The sequence below is a fragment of the Flavisolibacter ginsengisoli DSM 18119 genome, from assembly GCF_900129295.1.
Classification (GTDB): Bacteria; Bacteroidota; Bacteroidia; order Chitinophagales; family Chitinophagaceae; genus Flavisolibacter; species Flavisolibacter ginsengisoli.
On record NZ_FQUU01000025.1, the window covers coordinates 39,593 to 51,451 of the forward strand.

Here is an 11,859-nt window from a genome sequence, read left to right on the forward strand (position 1 = left end):
TGCATTGATTTAGAATTAAAATTTGGCTTGAATTCCAAAACTATAGGTACGTGGAATAGGTACGGCACCAAAATCAATACCCCTTAATATGGTGCTTTGGCCTCCGGCATTTACTTCGGGATCGTATCCTTTGTAATTATCCCAGGAAATAAGATTCCTTCCACTTAGGGAGATACTAAGGTCCTGGAAAATATTCCTGATCTTTCCAAAGGAATAACCTAGTGATACTTCACGCAGTTTTACAAACGATCCATCATCAATACGCCATTGTTCAATTCCGTATACGCCTATCACATAACCTCTTGGGATCTCACCTTTCTGTTCCTGTTCTGCCACCTTTCCATTACCTACACCCTGCCTGGTGCGCCAGTCGGCATTAAACACATCTACACCATGAACGGCATCCAGCTGAACCCGCAGGCTCAATTTTTTATAACCTACCTCATTTACCAGGCTTGCAGTATAATCAGGATTAGGATCACCGATAACCTTTCTTAATACAACAGTACCTGTGGTCAAAGGCAGTCCGTTAGCATCCCTTTGGGGTGTGTAAACCAGAGGGGAATTTTGAATTCCCCGTTCGGTAAGAGGTATACCCGTAGGATTCTTTATCTGGTTGCCATTATTGTCAACAGCGAAGAATGTACCATAGAATACGCCAATAGGTTGCCCTTCTAAAATGGCTACAGGCGCCCCACCGTTGGTGCTCAATAAAGTCAATGCCTGGCCGATCTTTACTGCCTTATTACGGTTATGGTTAAAGATGCCTGTGATATCCCAGTGCAGGTCGGTCTTCCTTACGGGAGCAACGTTTACAACCACTTCAAACCCCTTGTTCTGCAATGAACCAAAGTTGTCAAGAAGGTTAGAAAATCCTTGTGTTGGTGCTATCACGCGGTTAATCAACAGATCACTGACCTTTTTGATGTAATAGTTGAACTGCAGTCCAAAACGGTTGTTTAAAAAAGCCATGTCAACGCCATACTCTGTTTCCTGCTGGCGTTCAGGTTTTACATGCGTATTGGCCAATGTTGAACTGGAAAAGAAGGAAGTCTTGCCCAGGAAGGCAATGCTGGAATAACTATTAAATCGATCATAGGCACCAATACCTGTAAGGTTTCCTGATTGACCATAGGCTACCCTGAGTTTTAAAAGGTCCCACCATTTATTCAATCCTGAACTGGCCCAGAAATCGGTACCTGAAACCATATAGCTTCCACTGCCTTTCAGGTACACCTGGTTACGTTCATTTTCACCAAATACCGATGATCCATCCACCCTGACTGCGCCTGTCAGGAATAAATGATTTTTGTATTTAAAGTTTTGCTGTACATAACCCCCGGATATGGACAATTCACCACGGGCATCTGTTGAAGGTAAGGTTGTACTGGCCCCATTTACTGTTTCTACAAAAGGTGCCAAACCTCTTCCCTGTAATAAGGAGTAAGTAGACTTTTCATATTGCAATGAGTATCCAACCTGTGTAGTGGAAGCGAGATCTTTTGTGATATCCAGGTTGTAAGTGCCATTAAGCTCATTATTGATCTGGAAATAAGTACTTGTAGCAGTGCTGGCATAACCATTCTGAGCGGGGTCAAGGCTTATTCCCCCTCCATAAAACCCGGTATTAACAGGATAGGCAAAAGGAGGAATTAATGTTTTACCATTCTGGGTATAATTATCAATGCCCATAGTGTAGTCAATAGTAAAGTTCCTGAAAGGCTTGATCTTTAATCCTGCATTGGCCAGTATACGATTGGTTTCCTGGCGTTGCCTGATGTCTTCAATTACAGAAACCGGGTTCACTCGTTGCCTTTCACCGATTGCTTTAATATTACCTAATGCATCCCTGGCAAATATGTCGTGGAAGTTTCCAATGATGTTGATGGAGTTGAGTGGAGAGAAGAAAGAATTGCCATCAGGCTTTTCATTGGAACTGCTATTGATATAGTTGAGACCCAGGGTAAAACTGACCTTATCATTTAAAGCCTGGTCCAGGTTACTTCTGAAACTGTATCTTTTAAAATCAGTATTTCTTACAATGCCTTGGTTATAAAAATAGGAACCTGAAACATAATACTTGGTTCTGTCGCGTCCACCACTTACAGAAACATTGTTATCGGTGCCTATACCTTTGCGGAATATATAATCCTGGTAATCGTAACGGGTTACAGGAGTTGTAGTTGTTTGCAGGGGTGTCGTGATCACATCCTGGGTAAAAACATCTGGTGAACCACCAAACTTAACCGGGGAATTATTTACCGGAACCTTTTTTCTTAGTTCGTTGCGCATGATGCTGGTAGAAAAGCTCACCACCGGCGCTCCTGCACTTCCACGCTTGGTAAAGATCTGCACTACCCCCGCATTGGCCCTTGATCCATATATGGCTGCAGCAGCCGCACCATTTAAAACTTCTATCCTTTCAATATCAGCAGGATTAATATCTGCCAACCTGTTTTGACCAATGGTGCCCACAAAATTTTGTCCATCATAATTGCCGGAAGTATTCGTAACCCGCGTAGTAGCATTATTCACAATGATCCCATCTACAATGTACAGGGGCTCAGAAGAACTGCTGATGGAACTGATACCTCTTAATCTGACAGATATACCTCCACCAGGGTCACCACTATTCTGTATGATCTGGGCACCTGCGGTTTTGCCTTGTAAAGCTGCCAATACATTGCCTGTTGCGCCTTTTGTTAACTCATCGGCTTTTACAGTACTAATATAACTTCCTAGTTGACGCCGTGTAGTTCCCTGGGAAGTACCCGTAACCACTACTTCATCCATTTTCAGAAAGTCCTGCGTCAACTGTGCATCTGCGGTATAAGACCCATCGCCACTTACCTGCAAAGATCTTGTTGCACCTTTAAATCCCACTCCCGAGAAAATAAGCTCGTAATTCCCCGGCTTTAGATTGGATTGTAATGAATAATTACCCGATGCATCCGTTGCTGTGCCTAAAGTAGTATTGCGAACCGTGACAGAGATGTCAGGTATCCCCTTATTTTCTTCGTTGGTCACTTTACCGCTGATACGCACCTGGGACCAAAGCAATAATGATAAACATTGAAATAGTAATAGTAGGGAAACATGTCTATGTCTCCTGGAAATAGCAGAGTGTTCAATCATATAAAAGCAGTTTTAATGAAGAATCTTCAGTTAAATTACTGCTTTCTAAGAAAACAAGTCTACCATCTATACTAATTATTGGATAGCTTTTTCAAATTGTTCAGGCCTTGTTCCATCATCCTTCCATATGTACCTTCATAAAGCAGGCTACCAAATTTTTGCCAGGGATACCAGGGCAAATGAAAATCCATATACCATTGAAGTGTTAACGAATCTGTAGAAGCATGGTGGTAAACCTTCCAACCGCTCATTATCGGTCTCTTTCCGGGAAGTTGCATCTGGTACAATACCTCTGAGTCGTTATCCAGCCTGGGTGTAATGACCATGTTGCTATTACGATTAGAAGTATCCTGCATAAAAGCAGGATGCCATTGTGGCCAGGTATTTTTGTTCCTTACGTAATAGAGGATCGATTCATTAGTGCCTCCCATATTGATAGCCTTTGAAAGCCTGATATGTGAAGGAATGAGCAATGAAATACCTGTAATGACCAGGAACAAAAAAACTATACTTATTAAGCCAAGTTTTATCAGTTGCACAATTGGTAATTTATTCCCAGCGAAAAACTCTCGCTGTGATAGCATATATAAATATCCCCCAAACTGAAAGTATTAGTACCTGCGGCCAGCAGCTTGACAATGAAGCACCCTCAAAGGCCACATTGCGCATAGCATCATTCAACGCTGTCAGGGGAAGGAATTGGATAATAGGTTGCAAAAATGCCGGAAGCGCAGTTTTGGAGAAAAATGTTCCAGATAAAAAATACTGGGGGAACATGAACAGGTTAGCATATATAGGAATGACATTCTGGTTCTTTGCAATGCCTGTTATAAAAAAACCGAAACCCATAAATACAAGCAATGCCAGGAAGCTCAAAAAGATCATATCCATGAAAGTGAAAAATCCATTGGCAAGCGTAAAATGATAACCATAATATCCAAACGCGATCAACACAACAACTGTCATTAACTGGAAAAGCACTTTTGCCAGGCTTTCACCCAAAATGATGTATTGCTTTTTTACGGGTGTGGAATACATCCGCTTTAATACCAGGGTTTCCCTTAAAGAATAAAAGCTGAAGGCAATTCCAAAAACAGCAGCCCCAATCAACGAAAACCCTATCATACCCGGTAAAAAGAAATCGATCATCCGGTATCTCCTTCCTCCTTCTATCATGGTTTGGCTTACCGTAGCAATGGTGGGCCGGTTCGCGTAGGTTGTGTTGTCTATGCCTGCTATGCTTGAATTGAGCGCAGATATCAACAACCCGAAATCTTTCTGCGCTGCCGGCGAGGTGCGCAGGTGAATATCATAGGGTGCATGTTGTGCCGTATCCCTGTGCCTGGTAACACTGATCACAGCTGTTACCCTACCTTTTCTTAGTTCATCTTCTACATCTTTTTTGTTTTCGTCTACAAAATGGAGAACGGGATTATGCAGCAGCGCTTTGGAAACAAGGTTATTGCTATCAACACCTTTTTCCCAGGCTACATCCACCTTTGGCGCACCATTGCCTCCTAATGACCCGAATATCCATATCAGAACAATAGGAAAGAATAAACTGAAAAAAATAGATTGCGGGCTTCTGAAAGTAGCTTTCAGGCTTGCCTTTGTTATGGCCAGCATGGCCCTGACCTGGCTATAAGGTTGTGGCATGTAACAATGTAAAATGGCTTTGATGAAGAGTTTATGGTTTTTCCCAATTTGATAAGAGAGCCCCGGAGGTCGTGCATTATTGCCTTTTTCTCCTGGCAGGCTTACTTACAAACTCTAAATAAGCGCAGCAAAAGTAGTATTAATGTGTAATGAAATCAAAAGGCAGTCTCGCCTGCACTGATCCCGTAATTTCTTTAATGCGTATCAATTGCTGGTAGATCCTGAAGTTTTCCTCTCCCACCTGTTGCTTTATCAAAGCTTCTGGTTCTGATTTCTTTTTATTGATAAACTGGTTGATCCAGCTTTGTCTTTCCGGGAATTCTTTAATACCATAACTCTCCAGTTTAGACATGCGGGAGGCACAATTTATAGCATCCTGCAAATTTCCCAGTTTATCTACCAGTCCTAACTGTAAAGCATCTTCACCACTCCATACCCTTCCCTGCGCAATACTGTCAATATAGGTAATCTGCTTTTTCCTTCCCTGGGCCACTCTTTGTTTAAATTGTAAGTAGGTACGGTCTACCCCTGCCTGCACCAGTTTTTGTTCTGTCTCATTCAAGGGCCGGTACACACCTCCGGCATCCGCATAAGGAGCAGTTTTCACTCCATCAAAGGTTACTCCCAGTTTATCCTTGAAAAAAGATTCCATATTAGGTATGATACCAAATACGCCAATAGATCCCGTGATGGTATTGGGATTGGCAAAAATACTGTCAGCACCACAGGAAATATAATAACCTCCTGATGCTGCCACATCACCAAAACTTACCACTACAGGCTTACCATCTTCGCGGGCCAATTGCAATTCCCTCCAGATATTTTCACTGGCCAAAGCGCTGCCCCCTCCGGAATTCACCCTCAATACAATAGCCTTGACAGATTTATCCAACCGTACTTTCCTGATGATATTACGGAAATTATCTCCACCTATATTATTGTTTGAGCCCAGGCCATCCACTATATCTCCTTCTGCATAGATCACCGCAATGCGATCACTTCCTGTTTTTCTAAGGCTTACGCTTTCATTGTAGCTGTTCATGGGAAGCAAATTCATCTTATCATATTTGCCTATTCCCAGCTTTTTCTTGATCTCATCCTTCACCTGGTCATCATACCTTACACCATCTATCAATTTGTGAGCAACAGCATCCTGGGGAGTTTGTATGGCAGCATTGTTGGCCAACCCATGTAAAGTAGCTGTGTCTATACCCCTTGACTTACCTGATTGCACCAGGAAGTAACGATACATATCCCCCAGCCATTCCAGCGTCTGCAGCCTGTTCTCAGGGGTCATTTTATCCACCCTGAAGATCTCCGTAGCGCTTTTAAACTTACCGGCATAAAATATCTGCGCCTTTATTTCCAGCTTGTCCAGCATGCCTTTTAAAAACGGGAGAGTGACACTATAACCTGTCCAATCTAATTGACCTGAGGGATTAACGTAAACTTTATCAGCCGCACTGGCAATAAAGTAGGCTTGCTGTGACATTACATCACCCTGGGCCAGTACAAACTTCTTAGACTTTTTAAAATCCAAAATAGCATTGCGTATCTCATTGCTCGAGGCAAAACTATTGGCATTGTTATCAGCCTTAATGTAAATACCAGCTATATTATCATCTTCCCTGGCATGTTGTATCAACCGCACCACATCAAACAATCCCGGTGCCTCACCTTCCTGGGAAAGGGCATTAAATGGTGGTTGTGATTCATGTTGCTCCTTAAAATGCTGACCTAGGTCAAGCACCAATACAGAGTTTTTGGCTACATCAGGTTTTTCCTTGGAAGTGAACTGGCTCACTACTGCCAGCAAAAGAAATATAGCAACAAGGCAAAATACTATGATAGAAAGCAGGGAAGCAAAGAACATTTTAAAGAAGCTACTCATATCGGTTCATTCAGTTTTCAAAAATAAAAGATATTTGATGCCTATTGAATAAACAAATATGAACTCAGTTTATTTACTGATAGGTGGAAATATGGGCGACAGGTTCAATTATTTGCGCCAGGCTAAAGATGCAATAGGCAAAAATGCAGGTAAAATACTTGAAACCTCTGCCATTTATGAAACAGAAGCATGGGGACTTACCAACCAGGATAAGTTCCTTAACCAGGCTTTAAAAATAGATACTCAATTAAATCCAAAGGATCTACTGCATTGCTTATTGCAGATTGAAGAAAGCCTTGGAAGGAAAAGGGATGTAAAATACGGCCCAAGGATTATAGACATTGATATCCTGTTCTATGGAAACGAGATCGTTTCCGCGCCTCATTTGAAAATTCCGCATCCCGAAATTCAGAACCGCCGCTTTGCCCTCCAATGCCTGCAGGATATAGCGCCCACTTTCTGTCACCCTTCATTACACAAAACAATTAAGCAATTACTGGCTGAATGTGCAGACCCGCTGGTGGTGAATAAATTTAATTGACCACGTGCGCCAACAATCTTTATTTTGCCGCCTCAGACCACAAACAATGACCAGGATTGACTGAAACCCCTGATAGATCTTCAAATCATCCTTCAAGGGTTTAATGCAGCAGCCAACAGGGCTGTGTGGTGCCAATAATATGAAGTACACATTTATTACAATTGAAGGAAATATAGGTGCGGGTAAAACCACTTTGTCACATTTGCTTGCAAAGCAATTCAATGCACGGTTGGTACTGGAACAGTTTGCTGACAATCCATTCCTTCCAAAGTTTTATGAGAATCCGCAACAATATGCCTTTCCGCTGGAGCTATTCTTCATGGCTGAACGTTTTAAGCAATTGAAAGAGTTAATCCAGCAAAAAGACCTTTTCCAAAACCTCACCATATCTGATTACCTGTTTACCAAATGCCTGTTATTTGCCAAGATCAACCTTTCAGAAGAAGAGTTCAGGCTGTATCAACGCCTGTTTGACATCATGTACCAGCAACTGGTGCAGCCGGAGATATTGATCTACCTACATGCCCCTGTAGCAAAGCTTCAGCAAAACATTAAGAAACGAAACCGTCCCTACGAACAACAGATCCCTGACGATTATCTTTTCAGCATCCAGGAAACCTATACACATTACATCAAGCAACATAATCTAAAGACCATCTATGTTGATGTTTCCAATGCCGACTTCCTCGGCAACCCCGAGCACCTACATGTGATCATCGATGCTCTCGATAAGGAATACCCCGAAGGACAGCATTTTCTTAGCCTGCCTTGATAGAGTCGGGAGTCGGGAGTCCGGAGCCTGGAGCCTGGACCTTTATTAGAGTAACCTTCAAAATCCTTCCCAATCCTATTAATCTAAGTTCTCTCTTCCTTGAAAATTGAACATTGAAATTGTTCATTGAAAATTTTTCTTTTATTGACCTAAAATATGACTGCTATATAAAAGCCTCTTCAACCCAATCCTTCATCATTCAATATTCCTTGTTCGCCTGTTCGATATTCCCATCCCTCCTCAATAATCCTTTCAATCTTAGAAATCTTAGTTCTCACTTTAGTTCTCTTTTATCTTTGCCCCTCATGGAATTTAAAACCCTTAGCCTTTCTCCACTTAACCATAAAGAGTTTAGGTATTATATAGTCGTCCGGTTTTTTTATACCATGGCCTTGCGCATGGTAGCAACAGTAGTTGCCTATAAATTATTTCACTTAACAAAAAGCTCCTTTGCCATCGGCATAGTGGGGCTGTCAGAATTTATTCCTGTTTTTTCACTGGCCTTATATGCAGGGCATGTAGTGGACCGTTCTGATAAGCGAACACTACTGCTTAAAGGCATTCTTTCCTATTCAGCCTGCGTACTGGGTCTGCTGGTGATCACCATGCCTTCAGTGGAATCAGGTCTATCAGTATCAAAGCTTACTTTGTTGTTTTATGCCATTGTATTTTGTACAGGCATAATCAGGGCATTCGCAGGACCTACGTCTAATGCCATTATTGCCCAACTGGTACCAAGGGAGAACCTGCAGTTTGCCGCCAGCATCAGTTCTACTTCCTGGCTGGCAGCGTCAATTACGGGGCATGCAAGTGCAGGTTTTCTCATAGCTTTCCTTGGTGTACATGCCACTTTTTATGTGATCCTTGTATACGTCCTTGTAGCAGCATTTATATTGTCAAGAATTGAGAAGAAACCAATACTGCATACCGACCTCACCATCAGGGCATGGGACAGTGTGAAGGAAGGATTGAGATTTGTATTTAACCATAAGATCCTTTTAGGAGCCATCTCACTTGATCTCTTCGCTGTGCTGTTTGGAGGAGCCGTAGCATTGATTCCTGAATTTGCAGATCGCATTTTAAAAGTAGGTGCTATTGGTTTTGGCTGGCTGAATGCTGCCATTGACATTGGTTCCATCATTATGATCATTACCATAACGTTTTTCCCACTACTAAAAAAACAGGGCAGAACATTAATGATGGTAGTAGCCGGCTTTGGCCTGTGCATCATTGTTTTTGGTATTTCCCGCTTCTACTGGCTTTCCTTCGCTGCATTGGTCATAGCAGGAATGCTGGATGGAATAAGTGTAGTAATACGCGGCACTGTATTGCAACTTACCACACCTGATGTCATGCGGGGCCGTGTAAGTTCTGTAAACTCCATGTTCATTAATTCCTCCAATGAATTGGGGCAATTCGAAAGTGGTTTCACAGCTCGCTTAATGGGAGCTGTGCCAGCCGTCGTTTTTGGAGGGTCAATGACTTTATTGGTTGCAATTGTTTCATGGGTAAAAGCTCCGGGTTTACGTAAATTCGAATATTAAGAACTGGCATTGAACTTTTAGGCTGTAAACCTGTTACTGGTTTATAGCCGATAGTAATCATTAAACCCTTTTTCCATGCATCGCAGGCATTTCCTTCATCAAACAACACTCCTGGCTTCAGCCAGCCTTTTATTTCAACAAAAAGCTATGGCCTCAATTCTGCAAACCGGCGACTTCCAGGTAAAAATGTTACGCAATAATGTGGGCATCTTCACAGAAAGAGGAGGAACCATTGGCTTCCTGTTGTCTAAAAATGGAACTATAGTTATTGATGCACAATTCCCCGACACCTCCAGGCATTTAATAGATGAATTAAAGAAACAACAACATGCAAACTTTCTCTACCTCTTAAATACGCACCACCACGGCGACCATACTGCCGGAAATATTACTTACAAGGGATTGGTGGAACACGTGGTGGCACAGGAGAACTCCCAGGCAAATCAAAAAAGAGTAGCTGAGTCCAATAATACGATGGATAAGCAATTGCTGCCTGACATGACCTTTAAGGAAGACTGGAAGCTGAAGCTGGATGATGAAAAAATAAAAGCTGAATATTTCGGGCCCGGTCATACTAATGGAGATGCTGTATACCACATTGAAAATGCAAATATTATTCATGCCGGAGACCTGATGTTCAATAAACGACATCCTTTTGTAGACAGGTCAGCCGGGGCCAATATAGGCAACTGGATCAAAGATCTCGATGGCATATTAAAAATGGCAGGTAAGGATACCATTATCATATTTGGTCATTCACTAAACCCCGGAGAAGAAACAGGAACCATAGAAGATGTGAAGAAATTCCAGGACTACCTTGGCAAGGTGCTTTCCTTTGCCGAAGCAGAGATTAAAAAAGGCGTCAGCAAGGAAGAATTCATTAAGAATACCAGTATCCCGGGTGTAACTGAATGGACCGGGCAAGGCATAGACAGGCCGCTGACTGCAGCTTATGAGGAACTAACCGAAAAAAAATAAATCAGTACCCTTCTCCACACATTTCCATTAGGAATCAACTGTTGCGCGACTTTCAGCAGTCACAGGGCTTATTACATTCCTGATCTCTTCTATACGATTAGCAGGAAAGCCACCTAGTTCAGCGTGTTGTTTTATGATTTCCTTATTAGGAGCATTATAAACACAATAGATCTTATCATCCGTGACAAAGCTTTCCACCCATTGAATCTTTGGTCCAAGGTCGCTGATCACATCACAGGATTTTTGGGCTATAGCTTGCAGTTGATCCTGGGAAAGTTGACCTGCCCCCGGAATTTCTCTTTCAATAACATAACGTGGCATATAGTTAGGAGTTTATGCCTAAAAGTTACGAAATCATTTATCAATAGAATGCTGGTTTAAATGCAGGCAGCAGTACAATTATTTTAATTTCTGAAGCAGCCCTTCCAAAACATAGTAGGTAATAGGACAAAAGGTAGAATTAGTAAGGGTTAGCTTTTGTCGTTTAATGATCACATCTTCATCAGTATAGGGAAACCGGGCGCAATCTGAAGGTCGCTCCTCATATATAGAACAGCGGTTATCTTCCCCTAAAAACGGGCAGGGTGAAGACTTCACCACAAAGTCACCTTCATCATCAACCCTTAAGTAGGTTTCAATAAAATTACTTTCCTTCATACCCAGGTATTTGCTGATACGCTTAACATCAGGGGTTTTGAAACGGGGGGAGTAATTTTTACAACAGGCAGCACATTTCAGGCAATCCACTTTTTCAAAAGCTTCCTCATGAAGATCTGGCAGGTGCTTCAATACTTTATTTTTATCCGCCCTTTCCAGCATTTGCTTATACTGCTTCTGCTTTTCCTTGCTTTTTTTCTGCCAGTTATGTAAAGTGTCGCCGGACATGTTGCAAAGAACCGAAATCAAACGTTAACACATAGGTAAACGCCATTCTAAAAGTCAATTACCCACCTTCAAATTTTATTATTTTGATTGTCAACGGTTTATAATGTTTATTTCATTTCTCCTCTAAAAGCATAAACAATAGTTTACCTAAATTTTAAAATGGACGGAAAAGTGTAGAAAATCTATTTGTCTCGTTCCAGAAAAAGTTTACAGACAAACTGTCAATTTTATGGAAAGGTTCATTAAAAAACACGGCAAGCGGTGGGTATGGAGTCCAACTTTTAAGATGCATGTAGCAAGGACTGTTCTGGATAAGGGTTTATCTTACCTGGAGGCAGCAGAGCTATTTAATATTAAGCGGGTAAAAACTGTTGGTGAATGGGTTAAGCAGTTTCGTAAGGAACTTGCAGGTTCAAATGCTATCGACATGGTTACTCAGTCCTCCCCAACTGGTGCT

General features: G+C 41.9%; 10 protein-coding genes and 1 pseudogene. 5 read left to right on the plus strand and 6 right to left on the minus strand.

The genetic code is table 11. The features are described from left to right. Positions 1 to 15: 15 nt before the first annotated feature. The 4 genes from BUA53_RS19645 to sppA all read right to left on the minus strand — a co-directional run bounded on the left by BUA53_RS19645 (position 16) and on the right by sppA (position 6,682). Positions 16 to 3,135 carry a SusC/RagA family TonB-linked outer membrane protein gene (locus tag BUA53_RS19645; RefSeq protein ID WP_072837102.1) on the minus strand — a complete coding sequence of 1,040 codons (3,120 nt, stop codon included), beginning with the start codon at positions 3,133 to 3,135 and terminating at the stop codon, positions 16 to 18. Positions 3,136 to 3,206: 71 nt separating this feature from the next. Further along, the gene (locus BUA53_RS19650) at positions 3,207 to 3,674 is read right to left on the minus strand and encodes an SRPBCC family protein (RefSeq protein ID WP_072837103.1); all 468 of its coding nucleotides are present in this window, start codon (positions 3,672 to 3,674) and stop codon (positions 3,207 to 3,209) included. 10 nt (positions 3,675 to 3,684) lie between these two features. After that, a complete protein-coding gene (locus tag BUA53_RS19655) occupies positions 3,685 to 4,791 on the minus strand; it encodes an ABC transporter permease (protein ID WP_072837104.1) in 1,107 nt (368 codons plus the stop codon). A gap of 139 nt (positions 4,792 to 4,930) precedes the next feature. Continuing rightward, a complete protein-coding gene (sppA, locus tag BUA53_RS19660) occupies positions 4,931 to 6,682 on the minus strand; it encodes a signal peptide peptidase SppA (RefSeq protein ID WP_072837105.1) in 1,752 nt (583 codons plus the stop codon). Positions 6,683 to 6,740: 58 nt separating this feature from the next. Between sppA and folK the strand changes: the two genes are divergently transcribed. From folK to BUA53_RS19680, 4 genes are all read left to right on the plus strand, one after another. Next, a complete protein-coding gene (gene folK / locus BUA53_RS19665; RefSeq protein ID WP_072837106.1) occupies positions 6,741 to 7,223 on the plus strand; it encodes a 2-amino-4-hydroxy-6-hydroxymethyldihydropteridine diphosphokinase in 483 nt (160 codons plus the stop codon). A gap of 103 nt (positions 7,224 to 7,326) precedes the next feature. Next, positions 7,327 to 7,995 carry a deoxynucleoside kinase gene (locus BUA53_RS19670; RefSeq protein WP_245793233.1) on the plus strand — a complete coding sequence of 223 codons (669 nt, stop codon included), beginning with the start codon at positions 7,327 to 7,329 and terminating at the stop codon, positions 7,993 to 7,995. A 305-nt stretch (positions 7,996 to 8,300) separates the two neighbouring features. After that, a complete protein-coding gene (locus BUA53_RS19675) occupies positions 8,301 to 9,539 on the plus strand; it encodes an MFS transporter (RefSeq protein WP_072837117.1) in 1,239 nt (412 codons plus the stop codon). 75 nt (positions 9,540 to 9,614) lie between these two features. Next, positions 9,615 to 10,517: an MBL fold metallo-hydrolase gene (locus BUA53_RS19680; RefSeq protein WP_072837107.1), complete on the plus strand. Its 903-nt coding sequence runs from the start codon at positions 9,615 to 9,617 to the stop codon at positions 10,515 to 10,517. 27 nt (positions 10,518 to 10,544) lie between these two features. Here BUA53_RS19680 and BUA53_RS19685 read toward each other — a convergent pair whose 3' ends face one another. Together BUA53_RS19685 and BUA53_RS19690 are read right to left on the minus strand one after the other, a co-directional pair. After that, on the minus strand, positions 10,545 to 10,838 hold the full coding sequence (locus BUA53_RS19685; protein WP_072837108.1) for a DUF4242 domain-containing protein: 294 nt from the start codon (positions 10,836 to 10,838) through the stop codon (positions 10,545 to 10,547). A 78-nt stretch (positions 10,839 to 10,916) separates the two neighbouring features. After that, positions 10,917 to 11,402 (minus strand): YkgJ family cysteine cluster protein, encoded by a 486-nt coding sequence (locus BUA53_RS19690; protein ID WP_072837109.1) that lies wholly within the window; start codon positions 11,400 to 11,402, stop codon positions 10,917 to 10,919. A 229-nt stretch (positions 11,403 to 11,631) separates the two neighbouring features. Here BUA53_RS19690 and BUA53_RS19695 point away from each other — a divergent pair. Continuing rightward, positions 11,632 to 11,859 (plus strand): annotated as a pseudogene (locus BUA53_RS19695) (hypothetical protein); the annotation flags it as partial.

Bases quoted from the DNA above. Each gene is read 5' to 3' on its own strand.
- BUA53_RS19645 (WP_072837102.1), bottom strand. From the start codon at position 3,135: ATGATTGAACACTCTGCTATTTCCAGGAGACATAGACATGTTTCCCTA.
- BUA53_RS19655 (WP_072837104.1), bottom strand. From the start codon at position 4,791: ATGCCACAACCTTATAGCCAGGTCAGGGCCATGCTGGCCATAACAAAG.
- sppA (WP_072837105.1), bottom strand. From the start codon at position 6,682: ATGAGTAGCTTCTTTAAAATGTTCTTTGCTTCCCTGCTTTCTATCATA.
- folK (WP_072837106.1), top strand. From the start codon at position 6,741: ATGAACTCAGTTTATTTACTGATAGGTGGAAATATGGGCGACAGGTTC.
- BUA53_RS19670 (WP_245793233.1), top strand. From the start codon at position 7,327: ATGCAGCAGCCAACAGGGCTGTGTGGTGCCAATAATATGAAGTACACA.
- BUA53_RS19675 (WP_072837117.1), top strand. From the start codon at position 8,301: ATGGAATTTAAAACCCTTAGCCTTTCTCCACTTAACCATAAAGAGTTT.
- BUA53_RS19680 (WP_072837107.1), top strand. From the start codon at position 9,615: ATGCATCGCAGGCATTTCCTTCATCAAACAACACTCCTGGCTTCAGCC.
- BUA53_RS19685 (WP_072837108.1), bottom strand. From the start codon at position 10,838: ATGCCACGTTATGTTATTGAAAGAGAAATTCCGGGGGCAGGTCAACTT.
- BUA53_RS19690 (WP_072837109.1), bottom strand. From the start codon at position 11,402: ATGTCCGGCGACACTTTACATAACTGGCAGAAAAAAAGCAAGGAAAAG.